Annotated in this window: 11 protein-coding genes; 6 read left to right on the top strand and 5 right to left on the bottom strand. The window is 37.9% G+C overall.

The features are described 5' to 3' along the window. Positions 1-14 precede the first annotated feature (14 nt). The 5 genes from M030_RS0116765 to ppk1 form a co-directional block, all read right to left on the bottom strand. Entirely contained in the window at positions 15-3,053 is a 3,039-nt protein-coding gene (locus tag M030_RS0116765) for a choice-of-anchor I family protein (protein WP_027374553.1), read from the bottom strand. A gap of 146 nt (positions 3,054-3,199) precedes the next feature. After that, a complete protein-coding gene (locus M030_RS25610) occupies positions 3,200-3,349 on the bottom strand; it encodes a hypothetical protein (protein WP_155857876.1) in 150 nt (49 codons plus the stop codon). Next, on the bottom strand, positions 3,346-3,999 hold the full coding sequence (locus M030_RS0116755) for an NAD-dependent epimerase/dehydratase family protein (protein WP_034722754.1): 654 nt from the start codon (positions 3,997-3,999) through the stop codon (positions 3,346-3,348). The genes M030_RS25610 and M030_RS0116755 overlap by 4 nt, the downstream gene beginning before the upstream one ends. 440 nt (positions 4,000-4,439) lie before the next feature. After that, positions 4,440-5,324, bottom strand: coding sequence for an exopolyphosphatase (locus M030_RS0116740; protein WP_027374551.1), 885 nt, complete (start codon positions 5,322-5,324; stop codon positions 4,440-4,442). Continuing rightward, positions 5,321-7,393 (bottom strand): polyphosphate kinase 1, encoded by a 2,073-nt coding sequence (gene ppk1 / locus M030_RS0116735; RefSeq protein ID WP_027374550.1) that lies wholly within the window; start codon positions 7,391-7,393, stop codon positions 5,321-5,323. Before ppk1 ends, M030_RS0116740 begins: the two co-directional genes overlap by 4 nt. A gap of 259 nt (positions 7,394-7,652) precedes the next feature. On the opposite strand from ppk1, the gene M030_RS0116730 reads away from it, so the two are divergent. The 6 genes from M030_RS0116730 (at position 7,653) to M030_RS0116705 (ending at position 17,552) form a co-directional block, all read left to right on the top strand. Next, positions 7,653-8,357: a hypothetical protein gene (locus tag M030_RS0116730; RefSeq protein ID WP_027374549.1), complete on the top strand. Its 705-nt coding sequence runs from the start codon at positions 7,653-7,655 to the stop codon at positions 8,355-8,357. Positions 8,358-8,547: 190 nt separating this feature from the next. Next, a complete protein-coding gene (gene dnaK, locus M030_RS0116725; RefSeq protein ID WP_027374548.1) occupies positions 8,548-10,446 on the top strand; it encodes a molecular chaperone DnaK in 1,899 nt (632 codons plus the stop codon). 276 nt (positions 10,447-10,722) lie between these two features. Further along, on the top strand, positions 10,723-13,443 hold the full coding sequence (locus M030_RS24370) for a TonB-dependent receptor plug domain-containing protein (RefSeq protein ID WP_228375262.1): 2,721 nt from the start codon (positions 10,723-10,725) through the stop codon (positions 13,441-13,443). Between the two features lie 19 nt (positions 13,444-13,462). Further along, a complete protein-coding gene (locus tag M030_RS0116715; protein ID WP_027374547.1) occupies positions 13,463-14,815 on the top strand; it encodes a DUF4876 domain-containing protein in 1,353 nt (450 codons plus the stop codon). Next, positions 14,805-16,397 carry a DUF6850 family outer membrane beta-barrel protein gene (locus M030_RS0116710; RefSeq protein WP_027374546.1) on the top strand — a complete coding sequence of 531 codons (1,593 nt, stop codon included), beginning with the start codon at positions 14,805-14,807 and terminating at the stop codon, positions 16,395-16,397. Before M030_RS0116715 ends, M030_RS0116710 begins: the two co-directional genes overlap by 11 nt. 6 nt (positions 16,398-16,403) lie before the next feature. After that, on the top strand, positions 16,404-17,552 hold the full coding sequence (locus tag M030_RS0116705) for a cytochrome-c peroxidase (protein WP_027374545.1): 1,149 nt from the start codon (positions 16,404-16,406) through the stop codon (positions 17,550-17,552). Positions 17,553-17,588: the final 36 nt, after the last annotated feature.

Below are 17,588 nucleotides of genomic sequence, written 5' to 3'. Positions count from 1 at the left end.
AAAGACTATTTGTTTTACTTTATTATAATCCTCTTGAGATGCCCTTCTGAAGTTTTTACAAGATAAACTCCCGTAGAAAGATTTGCTGTACTGATGGTGAGTGCATTTTTTTCTTTTCCGATCAGTTTTCCGGACATATCAAACAATTCGTAATCCTGTTTTCTGTTAAAATACAGAATGTTTCCTTTGTTTACAGGATTAGGGAATATATTGAAGGTCGGACGACTGTCTTTTGTTTCACCGGTTCCTAGTGTAGGTGACGGGGCTACTTCATACATCGATAGCGTACCGCTGATTTCGTTGGCGATAATAACATATCCTTTTCCTGTAGTTGTGTTTTCCGGAGCAATATAGATAAGCCCTTCTGGACCATTATCGCCACCATACGCCGAAGTGGTCCGGGAATGTTTATAATCTGTAAAAATTACATTATTAGGATCAGTGATGTTGTAAACCATTACGCCGCCCGTTCTTTCCAGGGTAATAAAAGCGTAGGTTTGTCCGCCTATGGTTCCCAATGCCACACCTTCCGGTTCAGGACCTTTCGCACGGCTTCTGCTTTTAATGGTATTGGATTCATTATCTGCATTGAAAATTAGCGGGTAATTGGCTGCGATATATCTTTCAAACTGATCTCCGCTATCGTAAACCCGTTGTTTGGTATCGGCATTGAAGATGGAGAATGAGCGTGCTCCCAGTGCTGCAATTTCTTCAAACTCTGCATCTCCGTCCGTATTTCCCGTAGCAGATGATACTCTGAATCTTCCAAGGTTATAAGATGCTTTTAATAAGGCAGACTGCGGGAAAATAGCAGGATCTAAAATATAGGAGCCAGCTCCCACTGTTGTCCTCTCGCTATATCCGGGAAGGTCTTTTTCATCTCCTTCGTTGGCGGTGATGATGTAATTCGTATTTCCGACTTTATAATTTTGAACGGCATCGGGGATGTAGTAGGCTTTTACAGGCCAGTTGGCAATTAAAACTTCACCGTTGTTATCTGATGCATCAAAGCCATTACCAGGCAGACTCATGTCTTTTTTACCTAATCCCCAGATACCTGTAACCGTTTTGGAAGTAAGATCAACTTCAGCAATGGCATTGTTTTCCTGAAGGGTAACCCAGGCTTTCTGACTGTCTGCACTTACGGTAACGTACTCAGGTTCTAAATCCTGGGAAAGGCTATTGTTGGATCTCACTTTCCTTAACCCTGTAGCAGTAAGAGCAGCAACCTGTGAATCAAAATTATTGAAATTGAGTGTCGTTACATGGCTTTGGGTAAGATTGCCAATACCTCCTGAGATATCGATGATACTTATAGTTCCTTCAGGGTCTACAGTATAAGCATCATTTGGCTCTCCTTCATTTGCTGTAATTACTTTCGTACCGTCCGGTGAGAAGGTAATCATGTCCGGTAAAGCACCTACGGTAACCTGTTTAAGGAAATTTCCATTAGTATCAAAAAATACTACAGAACCATTTTGCTGCGGGTCGGTATTGGGCGAAGCGGTGGCAATAATTCCGTTTTTTATGGCAATGCTGGTGATTCCACCGTACGGAGCCATGTTTACAGTTTTAACTACCGATGGAGATGTTGGATTACTGAAATCAATGATATCAAAAACGTCGGTAATGGAACTTATCGTAAATAACCTTTGAGTGGAAGGATCATGTACAACAATTTCCGTCGAACTGTTATTCGTGCCGGAAGGATCAAAGCTTCCGATATAATTCAATTGGATCTGATGAGAAGGAACCGGAGCGGCTTTATCATTGTCTATAATATAAACTGTTGATGAATTATCTCCTGAAATGCTTGCTCCGACAGGGTTTTCAAGGCTTACCACAAAATATTCGGCTTGCTGCTCTTCAAGGGTATCATCAATAATCGGAATATTGACTGTATAACTGGAAGTGGAAGGAGTGATCGTGATGGTCTGATTGGTTAATGTAAAATCATTTTGATCAGCCGTGCTGTATGGAGCAGGTTTTACAACGAGATTGACGGTCGCAGAAGAAGGATTACTTACATTAATCTTGAATGCCAGATTTCCTGAATTTTCATTGACTTTAATGAAGTTTTTATCCAGAGAAACCGTTGTTCCGGCAGTGGTGAAAATGCTGGAAGTAACGGCTGTTATACCGTTATCACTAAAATCTTCAACCATATTGGGCTTAAGGGCAAGATAATAGGTTTGCCCGGGCACCAACCCGGAAGTCGGAACAATAGTGATGGTGTTGTTGCTGAAAGTAGTGGTAAAGGGAACTTGGGTACCTGTAGAACTTCCGAGACGGAGCTCTGCAAGATTTTGTGCATTAGAATCGTTAATCGAGGAATTATCCGTCAGTCTGACATTTTCGTTGAAAGAAATGGTAGGATTAATGGTTGTTGAGGCAGTATTTGTGTTGTTGATGGGAAGATAAGTGACTGTAGGGGGAGTTGTGTCTGTTGCTCCCGTTGAAGTAGCATCTACCGTAAAGTTATCAAAGCGGTTATTACCGCCTGTTCCTCCTCCTGTAGCCGAGAATTCCACTTTTAATTTGAAATTCGGGTTATTGGACACTCCTGAAAGGGCAGAGAAGTCAAACGAAATCAACTGGGGATTTGCATCCTGAGGATTTACGGTTTGATAAGGAATAAAAGTATTTCCATCGACGGAATAAGACCAGGACTGGGTTCCTGCTCCCTGTCCGGACCTTCTTGTAGTAAATTTTACCGCAACATTTTGGTAGCCCGTTGTTGGCAGATTAAATTGCAAAGCTCCACCAATAGGATTGTTGAATCTTAAATGGGTTCCGGAAGGGTCTCCGTTTCTCGCATTCGAATTACTGATATTGAAATTCTGTCCGGTACCGCCTGCAAAATCTATGTCACTGGTACCTCCTGCAATGGCTACCATAGAACCATTTGCCAACGTAGAGGACGGCGCAGTTATAGAAGCTGCGGAAGTATTGTCATTAAAATTCCAGTAATGAATAAGTGTCTGTCCGAAAAGCCCGCTCTGAAAAAAGAATGCGGCAATGACAGACCCTTTTAAAAGGTAGTTGTTGATCATTTTTTACTTCAATTAGATGAATACAAAAATGAACTTTATGTTTCGCAACTATTTTAATGGAATTTTAAGAAATGTTTAAAAAATAGTTTTTTTTAAATAAAAAATCGATAACGAAATAATAGATCACAGTGTTTTTCAGAATAGGGTTATTTTGCAGGCTGACCCAGAAAATTTAAAATCTTCCCTGACTTGGTTCCTTCCAGCGGATGTTTCTGCATGTAAAAAAATCCTGAAATGGCCGTCAGAAGTAAGAGTACAAAAATAACCAGAACTATTCTTTTTAACATGTCTCTCATATCGCTAAATTTTTAATATCTCTAATTTCTAAAGTGGAGGTAGGGTATCCTTTTTGCACGGCATTGATCATTGCTCTACCCACTTCGTGTAAAGTTAGTGATTTTGACGGTAAAAAAACAGGAAAAAACCAAATAAAAGGTTTAAAAAACCATTTTACATTCAATTGACCCTCAACCGGTTTCATAAAACCGGGACGGAAATTGTAAACTGCTTTGAAATTCATTTTCTTTAAAGCATTTTCTGTTCTGCCTTTCACTCTTGCCCACATGACCTTTCCACTTTCTGTGCGATCGGTATGAGCTCCGGAGACATAATTGAAAACCATTTCAGGATTTTGATTCAAAACGGCTCCGGCAAAATGTATGGTGGTATCGTAAGTGATTCTGGTATACGCTTCTTCATTCATTCCAACACTGCTGACTCCGGCGCAGAAGAAACAGGCATCATATCCTTTTATGGCTTCATCATTGAAATCCATTGACAAGAAGTCGGATATAATATATTCTTTCAGCTTTGGGTGAGTTTTTCCGGATGGTTTTCTGCTGATGCTAAGGATTTCAGAAACATTGGGGTTTTCCAGGCATTCCATTAAAACTCCTTCTCCTACCATTCCGGTAGCCCCGGTCAGAATTATTTTAATTGAGTTCATTGTTTTGATGTTATTAGTTAGATAACGATTGACAGAAGTACTTTACTTTAAAGTTATGAATTTTTTTGCTTAAGAATGAAGGAAGGCTTTTTTTAGATCACAGATAGGAGCATCGGGCTTTAGCCCTTTCAATAAAAATGAAAGCATCCAATGGCTTTAGCCAAAATTTATCGTCAACAAATAACGAGGTTTCTTTAACTGCCGGCAGGTATTTTAACATTATAAGATGGTTATCAAAACAAACCTGTCAGATTTCAGAAACCTTCTGGGTTTATCCACTCAATCAGCGACCTTTGTTTAAATAGCCCCGATTGCAGCGGCATCCTTTTTCTGAGAGGAAAGGGGAGGCGAAAAAGATATAGCGGAAAGCGGGAAACAGCTCCTGAAAAATAAAAGCCGGACAATGATGCCGGCTTCCATATGACTGATCTCTTGAAAACTTATTTTTTATGTTGCAGCTGGCTGTAGATATTCTGAATCAAACCGTCTGCTACAGATATTTTCGGAACAAAGATTCTGTTGATATCCGCCCAGGACATGACGTTATTGAAAATACTCAACGCAGGTACCAAGACATCAGCCCTGTCTTCTCTGAGAGAGTATTTGGTCATCCTTTCTTCCACAGAAAGCTCATTAAAAACCTTGTATACTTTTTTAAGATGAGAAAGTGACATCGGTTTTCCGTCTTTGGTTTTGCTCATGGAGAATACTTTGTTGATATTTCCTCCTGAACCAATGGCCACGATCGGTTTTTTGCTGACAATATTATTTTTGATCTCATCTTTCATTTCTTTCCAGTTATCTAAAGTAACCAGATTATTCAGAAGACGGATGGTTCCGATGTTGAAAGATCTCTCGTATACCATTTTATTATTTTCATAGAACGTAAGCTCTGTAGAACCTCCTCCCACATCAATATATAAATAGGCGAATTCTTTGTCGAGACCTTCTGCTATATGGTTTTCAAAAACCAAACTTGCTTCTTCGTCACCGGAGATGATCTCTATGTTGATTCCCGATGTATCTTTTACCTGCCTGATGATTTCATTTCCATTGGCTGCGTCACGCATGGCACTTGTAGCGCAGGCCCTGTAATGGTCTACTTTATAGATTTTCATCAGGTCACTAAAGATTTTCATAGAATCGATGACCATTTTCTCCCTTTCGTGACCGATTTTACCCATGGTGAAAACATCCATTCCCAACCTGAGAGGGATTCTCAGAAGGTTGAGCTTGATGAATTCAGGTTTTCTGTTATTTATTTTTACTTCATTGATAAGAAGTCGGGCTGCATTACTTCCTATGTCTATCGCTGCTATCTTCATTTTTTGTTGGTTTTAGCTTTTAAATATATATAGGTTTCAATTTGTGATCGGCATTCTTTTTTATCGTTTCTGATATATTCATTGCTCAGTTTTTTATCTAAAATTCTGGCTTTTACATTATCTCTGAGCTGAATGTCAAGAATGTCTTTTAATTCCTTTTTCAGGTTTTTATCAGTGATTTTAGCAGCTGCTTCAATCCTGTAATCAAGGTTTCTGGTCATCCAGTCTGCCGAAGAAATATACAGATCCTCCGAACCTTTGTTATAGAAATACATCACCCTGGCATGTTCCAGATATTCGTCTACAATACTTATCGCTTTTATTTTTTCTTTAAATTCTTTCTGATTTACTGCGCAATAAATTCCCCTGACAATAAGTTTGATGGTGACGCCCACGGTGGCGGCATCATATAATTTTTCAATCAGTAGACGGTCGCTTAGAGAGTTTACTTTTACAATGATTTCAGCTTTTCTTCCGGCTTTGGCCTCCTCAATTTCCTTGTCGATATGGTGAACAATCTTTTCGCGCATAAACTGAGGGCAAACTAATAAATTTTTACATGTTTTCAAAACTGAAATGAAGTCATCTTTCGGTTTTTTTAATACATTGAATACTTTATTAATGTCTGCCATAATGCCACGGTCTGATGTCAGGAGCAAATGATCACCGTAGATTCTTGCTGTTTTTTCATTAAAATTTCCGGTACTTACAAACCCGTACTGAATGGTTTTGTTGTGAGCCCTCTTTTTGATAACGCATAATTTGGCATGTACCTTTTTATTCGGGAGCCCTACAAGTACGGTGATTCCTTCCGGTTCCAGCATGTCTTTCCATTCCAGGTTGGATTCCTCATCAAATCTTGCCTGAAGTTCCAGCATTACCGTAACTTCTTTGCCGTTTCGGGCTGCATAGATCAGGGCATTGATGATCTTTGAGCTGCTTGCAAGACGATATGCGGTGATTTGTATTGACTTTACATCGGGATCCATTGCGGCCTCACGAAGAAGGTCAATGACCGGGTTATATTTGTGATAAGGGAACGTTAGCAGTACATCTTCTTTAAGAATCACATCCGTTACTCTTTCACCGTGCTCAAAAGCCTGATGAGTAAAGGAGGTTCTTTCCACGGGTCTTGCATAGGCTTCAAAAACATCAGGAAAATCCATGAAATGTTTGAAATTATGGATTTTTCCTCCCGGAATAATACTGTCTTTTTTGGTCAGGTTCAATTTTCGGATGAGAAGCTCCAGCAGGGCTTTATCCATATCTTTGTCAAAAACGAAACGCGTAGGTTTCCCTTTTCTTCTGTTTTTGAGTCCTTTTTCTATTTTTTCTGCGAAGTTGGTGCGGATATCATTATCCAGATCCAGTTCCGCATCTTTTGTTACTTTAAAAGCATTGGCTGCAAACTCATCATACCCGAAATAGGAAAAAATGTGAGGCAGGTTAAAGGTAATTACATCTTCAAGAAGCATGACATTTTTCTCTTCAGGATCTTCTGTTGGCAACAATACGAATCTTCCGACAAAACGAGAAGGAATTTCAATAATAGCATAATTACTGGAATATTGCCAGTCTTTTTTTCTCATGGCTACCCCCAGATAGAGACTTTTGTCCCTCAGGTAAGGCATGGGAGTATTTTCATGAAGGAGAATAGGGATTACATTAGATTCCACGACTTCATCAAAGTAAGTTCTGACAAACTCTTTCTGTTTTGCGGTCAGATTTTTGGCGTTTTTAATGTAAACTTTATGTTCAGCCATTTCGGCCTGGATCTTTTTCCAGGTTTTGTCGAAATTAAGCTGTTGCCTCATGACCACTTCATTGATTCGTTGAAGGATTTTGGATGGAGGCTGATAAAAAGACTCAGCAATCACTTTTTCCTTAAAATCCATGGCACGCTTTAATCCGGCAACACGTACTCTGAAGAATTCATCGAGGTTGTTGGAGAAGATTCCGAGAAAACGTATTCTTAAATGCAAAGGAACTTTTTCATCCATAGCTTCCTGTAAAACTCTCTCATTAAAGGCAAGCCATGTAATATCTCTTGGATTAAAGTGTAAAGACATTCTTAAATGTATATATTTTATCAAAAATAAGAATTCGCAAAGTTTTTACCCCTATTTCTAAGGTTAAACTTTGATTAATTTTAGAGAGGATTGTGAATTATTCCTTTTTATGATAATGGTGTCTTTTTAAAGTGTCTGAATATCAATGTTTTTTTAATATATTTATTTGGAAAAAACGGACGGCCAGGGTGAGAAATTCTGATGTTTTATTTACCAGGCGTGGAACAGAATTTTCAGAAAACCCAAAAAAAAATTAATCATGAAAAAAATTATTACCGTGCTTCTTTTGCAGTTGTTTACCTGGAACTACAGCCAATATGTAGATATAATAGAAAAAGGGAAATTGGAGAATCTGACTCCCCGGGAATTTATGATTCCTTTAAAGAACGAAGCCAACTATAAGTCTTCATTTGTAGCACAGTACAAAGCTCATTACCCCAACACGTATCTTGGACATTTGTTTACAGCGATCGCTGATGAGGCGAAACGATCAGGAGCTAATGCCTATCATGTCGTAAGTTTTAAGGAAGCGGATAACCAAAATGACGCTGAACTGGTTTTGGATACTTATTATCTTGAGGATTCAGATATCAAACAACAGAGTCTTTGGGTTGAAAAAAACAATGTTTATATTATTGGAGAACCGGTTTTGAATACTGATAAAACTTCAAAATTTAAAGTAAACGGAGAAAAAAAAGAAGTGAGAGACAACACATTTATGAAAATCACTTTAAAAGAAAGTGAAGAAGTGAAGATTGTAAAAGGAGGGATCACGGGAATGGCTGTGTGGGTGAAATGGAAGCCGGAACAGTTTAGTAAATTTTATAGTTTTTCAGGCTTGGGTATAGACGGAGTTGGTTTTGGCACGAATGGAATGGGTATTGGTATCAATACGGGAAGGATATATCCGGTAGATCCTGATGTTGGATATTTTCTCATTCAGGTTTTAAAAGAAAGTAAATAACTCAGAGTGAAGATTGGCATATCCCTGTTCAAAAAAATGATGTTTTTGCCTGAATCTGATTTCAAAACCCCGGTATAAGCGGAGTTTTTATTTTTATTGTGTCATTTTGTCACAAAACTTTGAATGGTACAGATATTGAGAAATTGAGAGTGTAAATTAAATTAAAAATTAGAAAAAAATATAAAATATTATGAGTAAAATAATTGGAATTGACTTAGGAACAACCAACTCTTGTGTTGCTGTGATGGAGGGTAAAGACCCTGTTGTTATCCCGAATGCAGAAGGTAAAAGAACAACACCTTCGATTGTAGCTTTCACAGAAGATGGTGAAAGAAAAGTAGGTGATCCTGCAAAAAGACAGGCTGTAACGAATCCAACAAAGACTGTTTACTCTATCAAAAGATTTATTGGAACACACTTTAAAGATGATGCTTCAGAAATCGCAAGAGTACCTTATAAAGTGGTTTCCGGGCCAAACGATACTGTAAAAGTAAAAATTGACGATAGAGAATATACTCCACAGGAAATTTCTGCAATGACTCTTCAGAAAATGAAGAAAACTGCTGAAGATTATCTTGGACAAGAAGTAACAAGAGCGGTAATCACTGTTCCTGCTTATTTCAACGACGCACAAAGACAAGCTACAAAAGAAGCTGGTGAAATTGCTGGTCTTAAAGTAGAAAGAATTATCAACGAGCCTACAGCTGCAGCATTAGCTTACGGTCTTGATAAAAATCATAAAGATCAGAAAATCGCAGTATATGACCTTGGAGGTGGTACTTTCGATATCTCTATCCTTGACTTGGGAGACGGTGTATTCGAAGTATTGTCTACAAACGGTGATACTCACTTGGGAGGTGATGACTTTGATGATGTGATCATCAACTGGATGGCTGACGAATTCAAAGCTGAAGAAGGAGTAGATTTAAAAACTGATGCTATTGCTCTTCAAAGATTGAAAGAAGCTGCTGAAAAAGCTAAAATCGAATTATCTTCTTCTCCACAGACTGAAATCAACTTACCCTATATTACAGCTACAGCTACAGGTCCTAAGCACTTAGTGAAGACTTTAACTAAAGCTAAATTCGAGCAATTATCTGCTGATCTTGTAAGAAGATCTATGGAGCCGGTTGCTAAAGCATTAAAAGATGCAGGTTTATCAACTTCTGATATTGACGAAGTAATCTTGGTAGGTGGTTCTACAAGAATCCCGATCATCCAGGAAGAAGTAGAAAAATTCTTCGGTAAAAAACCATCTAAAGGAGTTAACCCGGATGAGGTTGTAGCTATTGGTGCAGCTATCCAGGGAGGTGTATTAACAGGTGATGTGAAAGATGTATTACTTCTTGACGTTACTCCACTTTCTTTAGGTATTGAAACTATGGGTTCTGTATTCACAAAATTAATTGAAGCGAATACTACCATCCCAACTAAAAAATCTGAAGTATTCTCTACAGCTTCTGACAACCAGCCAGCTGTAAGCATCAGAGTAGGACAGGGAGAAAGATCTATGTTCAACGATAATAAAGAAATCGGTAGATTTGACCTTACAGATATTCCACCGGCACCAAGAGGAGTTCCTCAGATTGAAGTAACTTTCGATATTGATGCTAACGGTATCCTAAGTGTATCTGCTAAAGATAAAGGAACTGGTAAAGAGCAGTCTATCAAAATCCAGGCTTCTTCAGGTCTTTCTGACGAAGAAATCGAAAGAATGAAAAAAGAAGCTCAGGAAAACTCTGCAGCGGATGCCAAGAAAAAAGAAGAAGTTGAAATCTTCAATAAAGCAGACGGATTGATCTTCCAGACTGAAAAGCAATTGAAAGAATTCGGTGAAAAACTTTCTGCTGATAAAAAAGCAGCAATCGAAGCGGCTCACGGAGAATTGAAAACTGCTTTCGAAGCTAAAAATGTTGATGACGTAAAAGCTAAAACTGAAGCGTTAGACGCAGCATGGATGGCAGCTTCTGAAGAATTATATGCAGCGGGTCAACAGCCGGGTGCTGATGCAGGAGCAGGACAAAATCCTGGAGGTAATGCAGGGGGTGCTGATGATGTACAGGATGCAGACTTCGAAGAAGTAAAATAATAAATAAGTGTAAGGAACACTTTAAGTATAAAGATAAACCCCGCAGCAAACAAAGTTTGCTGCGGGGTTTTGTATTATAGAAGTTTCCGCTCAGAATAATTTTCATCCCTATCATCCGGTTTCCTCCTTTGAATATTTTATTATTTTATTCTTCATAGAGGGAATTGTATAGTTACTTTTATTTGTTTTAAGAAATAATAACTAAAATAATTCTATATTTCTTTTTTTTTATTTAGAATAATTATAATTAATTTTGCCATTCTAAATATTCTAAGGGTGAAAGTATCGTTATTAGCTGGTGTTGTATTTTTTGCAACAGGAGGATTGTTGTCTGCTCAGACCGTTGAGCTCTTCCACAATGGCAAGCTTCAAAAAGTAGAACTTATTAATGGTGGAGTGAAGGAGTGCCAAGAATTTTCTAAAAATGATCATTCTATGGTTCTGAGAGGAAAATGTCAATTGACCTTTCGTAATGATCATAATCAGGAAGAAACCATTACACTGAAGGACGGTGATGAATTGCGACTTAAAATACTTTCTCCCAAAAGTTCTTCCCGGGAAAAATCAGAAATCAGAATTGAAAGCGTACAGCTTACGGCAAGAAAAAAGCAATTTTCTGAAATTGTTATTCAGCAGGAAGCCCTCCAGAATCTTCAGTCGTTTTCTATTGGTGATGTGCTTCAGCAACTTCCGGGTCAATATGTACAACAATTTGATAATACCCAGTTTAAAAATATTGTATTCAGAACAGCCAGCGGTTCTTCTGTAACCAGTTCAGGAAGTATACCCGGAGGTGACGATTTTGGAAACAGAGCATTTGGAGTACAGTTGATGGTTAACGATATTGCTCTATCCAACAACGAAAATATGCAAAGCTATGACTCTGCGAACAGCTCCGCGTTTGGATTAAGTTTTAATACTTCAACGAACGGAGGTAACTTAATGCCCGGACAGCCCAACTACGGTGTGGATCTCAGAGAAATTCCTACAGATAATATTGAAAGCATTGAGGTGATACAAGGTGTTCCTGATGCCAAATATGGCGATTTAACCTCAGGACTTATCAAAGTGATTACTACTGCAAAGTCTTCTCCACTCCGACTGAATGCCTCACTAAGAGAAGGAACTTACCAGATCGGCGTAACAAAAGGTTTTGGAATTAATAAAAACAATGCCCTTAATGTCTCTGCAGATTATATGAACTCGCTTTCAGATCCAAGAACAAGCCTGGTGGGATATGACAGAACTACTTTAAATCTTCTCTGGTCTTCCAACGGGAAAAGCGGTTTTAAAAATAAACTATCAGCAGCATTTTCTACCAATACAAGTAAAGGTAAACAGGATCCGGATGATATTAAAGGAGTTATTATCAATGTAGATAACAAAAGCTTTTCACTGGGGAATAATATGAGTTATTCCTTTGCGCGTAATGGCAGCAAGCCTTTTTTCAGAATGATCAGCGGGGATGTGGGAATCAGTTATGCAACACAATTTACCGAAAGAAGGTACTGGATGAATCAGGGAGCTCGTCCTTATGGAAATGCTACAGGTAATCAGGTGTATTATGCTCCTTATACACCACCAAATTATGAAAATCAGGCATATGCAGACGGAAAACCACTTAATATCTATACGAATTTTAGTGTGGATGGAACCCGTTTAACCCTATCCAAGTGGTTGCATTCCTACAGTGTAGGTGTTAATTTCAGATATGGAAATAATTTAGGAAAAGGAAGGTATGGAACAGCAGGACAATTTAATACCATTCTGGCAGCCGGGCAAAGTTCAAATGGGATGAGGGATTATAATTATCGGGATAATGTATTTGCAAGCAAGCAGTATGCAGTTTATATTCAGGATAATGTTACCAAGGCATTTGCCAGCCGGCATATTTTCAGAGCTAATCTGGGACTTCGTTATGATCTTCAGAATTCTTTTTCAACTTTTTCGCCCAGGGTGAATACTTCTTATCAGATGGGAAATCTTTCCATAAGAGGAGGAGTAGGTTTAACCTCAAAAGCACCTTCCCTCAATCAGCTTTACACTGCTCCAAGATATTATGACCTTTTGCTGGGAGATTATCGTTTGCCCGGATATTATTCAGCAGCTATTATGCAGACGGTTGTTACACCGGGAGATAACTCGGACTTAAAGCCATCAAGAAGCTGGAAAACAGAAATAGGGATTGATTACAAGTTTCCATTTGCCACATTTAATCTTACCGGATACTACAACAGATTATTTGATGGTTTTACAACGATGAGTGTTCCTAAGATGATGGATAAGGCTAAAGTAAATATCAATATAACTGGAACGGAAGTGCCTACTTTCGAGATCGTTGGAACCGAAAAATATAATTATCTCCAGAACAGAATTGTCAATGGCTTTACATCCGTAGATAAAGGGCTTGAGCTTATGGCCAGTTTCAAAAAGATAGAAGCACTCAATCTGGTCATAGGTTTTAATGCAAGTTATGTAGAAACTTCAGGTAAAAAGGATTCTGATATTTATACATTTCAGGATCCTAAAGTAAATGACCCTGTTTTTCAGTATGGAATATATAATGACACCAGAAATAAGTCATCCATGGCGAGAGCAAGTTTTAGTTTTGATTACCACTTGGCCGCTTCAGGATTGATCATAGGCCTTAGAACCGATCATTTCCTTTCAGACCGTAGTTTTACAAATGCTAACGATATTTACCCGGTCGGATACATGGATCATGACGGAAAGATCACGATGATTGCAGAGGGGGAAAGAGATAATATCAAATATCAGAATATCTTCAGAAAGCCTACTGCCGAAAAATTATCAGGTTTATATAATAAAACGCTACACAATGTTCACTTGAGAGTAACTAAGGATTTTTTAAGTGGCTTCAGGCTTTCCGTGTATGTGAGTAATGTTTTCAACTTGAAAGCATATGACGAAAAAGGATACGTCTACAGTAATTTTACCTCCACTTCTTTTGGGGGAAATATTTCATATCGATTTTAATAATATAAAAATGAATATAATGAAACGATTAATATTTTTGTTAATAATTCCGTTTTTTGCGCTTATAAGTTGCAGCAGAGATGATGATTTCGGAGGAAAGAATGAAATTAAACCAGTACCATTTACCGTAAATATTAAATATGATGCATCAAAATATCCTGCTGTTGCCAATAAAGGTGTTGCCAATGCAACCGTAACGATGGAAAATGCTGCTACCGGCGATAAAATTATAGGAAAGACAGATGCCAACGGAGATCTGAAACTGGATGCAGTATTACCGGGAAACTATAGTGTCAGGGCTGAACTGCAATTGAAGAAAAGCGAATATGAAACAGAGGTTGGAGAACAGACAAGCTATGAAATTGTACACTTCGGAGGGTTTCAGGAGAAAGTAACGGTTAATGCCAATATTTCCGCTGCTTTAGTAAGAATTTCCAGTGGAAACCTTGGGGATCTGGTTATCAAACAATACTATTATGCAGGGTCAAATGCCAAAACCGGAGCCAGTTTCAGGGATCAGTTTATTGAAATTCATAACAACTCTGACCAGATTATATATGCGGATGGCTTATATGTAGTGTTACTGGAAGGAAATATTAATAATAATGTAACGAATTATACTTTGCCTAATGGTCAGTTTGACTGGAGCTTGACTGCAGGAGGTGGCTCTTCAGCCAATACGGATTATGTATATGCCAATACATTTATTAAAATACCCGGTGCAGGATCTCAATATCCGATTTTACCAGGGAAAAGCATTGTCATTGCACAAACAGCAGTGAACCATAAAGCCCCATATGATGATATTAACGGGAAATCCGTTGCCATACAAAACCCTGACGAAACAGTTGATCTCAGTCAGGCTGATTTTGAAACTTATCTGGGAGATTACAACATAAGTATAGGTAAAAAGCCTTATGCATGGGATATTCAGAATATTTTGGTTCCGGATATGGCGATTACATATTGGGGAAGCGCTTCTAATGATTTGTTGCTTAATCTTAATTCCATGTTGGGAATCGGGATTGTAAGAGCTTCTGATGCTGAAGTTGCCAGCTGGAGGAAAATAGCTAATCCTAAATCTCCCACCGCAGGTTCTTTGACTTTACAAATTCCTAAAAAATACATTATTGATGGAGTGGATATCACAGATGATGAACAGAAAGCCCCTAAAGACTTCCCTTTTGATATCGATGCATCCAGAACATTTGTAGTCAATAAATTAGGGTTGGCAGCGGGCAATTATTCCGGACTTTCTGTGATCAGAAAAACAAAAGAAATTATTGATGGACGTGTTATTTTGCAGGATACTAATAACTCAGCCAATGATTTTGTAACGATTAAAGCAAACCCTAGAGGATATGCGCAATAAGAAAGAAGCAACGATACAAGTTTTTCAATACCTGATGGTGGGATTGGCTTTGTTTGGCAGTCAGTTCCTTTATGCACAGACATCACATTTGGACAGTATCAATATCAGTACGGTAGAGAAGAATATCAGGATAGACAATCCTTATCTTTCTTTTTTTAAACCACTGGATTTTTCACAAACTAGTTTTCAATTTTCCACACTAAAACAAAACTTTAAAAGAGTTCAATCTCCCGATAAAATAACAAGCTTTAATTTTAGATCTGAAGGAGTTTATAAACTGAATTCTAAAATTGCACTTTCTGGAAGATTAATGGCTGATAAAACAGCTGAAGATAATGTTCCTTATATCCTCAGTGATGAAAGGACTACCGATGCCTCATTTATATATAACCCTTCTTACTACTGGGCACCTCGTTCGGCCAGATGGCAGAAACAAAGTTATTTTATCAACGGACAGTTTGCTTATAATCCTGTAAAACCTGTTATCCTCCAGGTAGGAGCAGAAGGACGGTATGCCAAATCCTATCGGCAAAATGCTGACCCGAGACCTCAGGTAGATGACTATACCTATAAAGCTTTCGGAAAAGTGGGACTAAAATGGCATCAACATACTATTTTTGGTAAAATGAGTTATCTCAACCATTATAAAAACATTAATATTATGTTTGTGAATGCTAATTTGCATGTACCTGCCAATGACAGTATTTATATACGATATAATGAAGGGTACGGAAATCAGTATATCGGTAATACACAATATAAATACTCTGAATATAAAACAGCAGGATATATCTGGGGTGGTGAATATGCTTTTAATAGTAATAATACTCATCTCTCAGTCGGATATGATTATAAAAATGTAGTCGAGCGTTTTTATCGGGGCTATGAATATCAGGATGCCAGTTATACTTATCATAAAGATTATACAAAATATTCAGGGTTAAAAACAGATTTGCATAGTTTCTATCTTAACTTTTTAGGAAACTATAATGGTAAAAAATGGGCCTCTTCGGTAACCTACATGGATCAGTTGGATACCAATTATAATTATCCTTTAGAATACAGAAGCTATCGACTGGAGCAACAAAATCTGAACTGGCAGAATAGCGTGATATGGTTTAATCATAAAAATGAGGCTTTTAAAATTCGATTAGATGCAGCGTATGGAAAAAATCATGTGAAAGATATTTCTGTGGTTATGGATAGAAGACTTTCTTATGTTAATTATAGACTGGGAGCTGAAAAGGAATTTGTCCTGATGCCATCTCATAAATTGTCTGTGGGAATTACACAAACCCTTTATCTTCCGTTAGAAAAAGAATTCAATTATCAGCCTTATCAAAGTTCAAAAGAGAATATCTTTGTAACAAAGATTGCTCAACCCGATTTTGCATATGATGCAACATCTAAGTTAGGACTTGCTTTTAATGCCGGATATATCTTTGACCAGGGTAAAATCAGGTATGAATTATTTGGAAATTTCACACAAATCTGGATAATGAACAGTACTTATAAAAATGCAGTAGATTACAATGGAGGTGCCAATCAGATGGCCTCTGTAGGACTGAACGTTTATTACTAAAAAGAAATGAAAGACAGGTATCTCGCTTTCTTAGCGATTATAGGAGCAGTATGTTTATTAAGTTATACTTCGGTGAAGCCTACCGGATATAGCCTTGAAGAACTGCGTACATTATATAGCAGTGGTGACCAGTCAAAATGGCCAGCACCTCATTTGTTTCCGGAAGCCAAAGATGGTTTTCAGGATATCGGGCCATTACCCAAAATGAAGTTCCCTGAAGATAATCCGTATTCAGAAGATAAGATGGAGCTTGGAAAAATGCTTTTCTTCGATCCGAGACTTTCAAAGAGTGGGCAGATTTCCTGTGCCAACTGCCATAATCCTGAAATCGGTTGGTCAGATGGAAGCAGGGTTTCTTTCGGTCATGATCGTCAGACGGGAGTTAGAAATGCACCTACTTTGGTGAATATTGGATATGCTAAAACTTTTTTCTGGGATGGCCGCGCTGGAACATTGGAAGAACAGGTAAAAGCACCCATTGAAAATCCTGTGGAAATGAATCTTCATATGTCTCTTGCTACAAAAAATATCAGGAAAATTAAGGGTTATAAGCCATTTTTTGAAAAAGCCTTCGGAAATGGAGAAGTTACAGAAGAGAAGATCACCAAAGCTATTGCCACATTTGAACGTTCTTTGATAAGCCCACTTTCAAAATTTGACAAATTTGTATCCGGAAAAAAAGATGCTTTAAATGATTCTGAACTTAACGGACTTCACTTATTCCGAACCAAAGCAAACTGTATTAACTGCCACAATACATCCTATTTTTCTGATCAGAAATTTCATAACTTAGGACTTACCTACTATGGAAAGAAATATGAAGACCTGGGAAGATATATTGTAACCCAAAAAAATGAAGATGTAGGAAAGTTTAAAACACCTACACTAAGAGAAGTTTCAGAGAATAAGCCTTATATGCATAATGGACTTTTCCCTGAGCTGGCCAATATTGTTATGATGTACAACGCTGGAATGGGAAGGGAAACTCCGAAAGGAGACCAGGTAAATGATCCGAAGTTTCCACATAAATCCGGAATGATTGAAAAACTTAATTTAACAGACGATGAGGTCTTTGATATTGTAGCATTTCTGAAAACTCTGAACAGCTACAAATATAAAATGCGCCCGCCGGAATTACCTAAAACGACTAAATAATTGATTTGAAAATCTCCTGTATCAAGCAGGAGATTT

The organism is Chryseobacterium sp. UNC8MFCol (genome assembly GCF_000482305.1).
GTDB classification, from domain to species: domain Bacteria; phylum Bacteroidota; class Bacteroidia; order Flavobacteriales; family Weeksellaceae; genus Chryseobacterium; species Chryseobacterium indologenes.
The sequence above is the reverse complement of the archived record's forward strand: the minus strand, read 5'-3'. Positions and strand labels throughout refer to the sequence as shown.

Excerpts from the sequence above, each read along its gene's own strand:
- M030_RS0116710 (WP_027374546.1), top strand. The coding sequence starts at position 14,805 with ATGCGCAATAAGAAAGAAGCAACGATACAAGTTTTTCAATACCTGATG.
- dnaK (WP_027374548.1), top strand. The coding sequence starts at position 8,548 with ATGAGTAAAATAATTGGAATTGACTTAGGAACAACCAACTCTTGTGTT.
- M030_RS0116705 (WP_027374545.1), top strand. The coding sequence starts at position 16,404 with ATGAAAGACAGGTATCTCGCTTTCTTAGCGATTATAGGAGCAGTATGT.
- M030_RS0116740 (WP_027374551.1), bottom strand. The coding sequence starts at position 5,324 with ATGAAGATAGCAGCGATAGACATAGGAAGTAATGCAGCCCGACTTCTT.
- M030_RS0116755 (WP_034722754.1), bottom strand. The coding sequence starts at position 3,999 with ATGAACTCAATTAAAATAATTCTGACCGGGGCTACCGGAATGGTAGGA.
- ppk1 (WP_027374550.1), bottom strand. The coding sequence starts at position 7,393 with ATGTCTTTACACTTTAATCCAAGAGATATTACATGGCTTGCCTTTAAT.
- M030_RS0116765 (WP_027374553.1), bottom strand. The coding sequence starts at position 3,053 with ATGATCAACAACTACCTTTTAAAAGGGTCTGTCATTGCCGCATTCTTT.
- M030_RS25610 (WP_155857876.1), bottom strand. The coding sequence starts at position 3,349 with ATGAGAGACATGTTAAAAAGAATAGTTCTGGTTATTTTTGTACTCTTA.
- M030_RS0116730 (WP_027374549.1), top strand. The coding sequence starts at position 7,653 with ATGAAAAAAATTATTACCGTGCTTCTTTTGCAGTTGTTTACCTGGAAC.
- M030_RS0116715 (WP_027374547.1), top strand. The coding sequence starts at position 13,463 with ATGAAACGATTAATATTTTTGTTAATAATTCCGTTTTTTGCGCTTATA.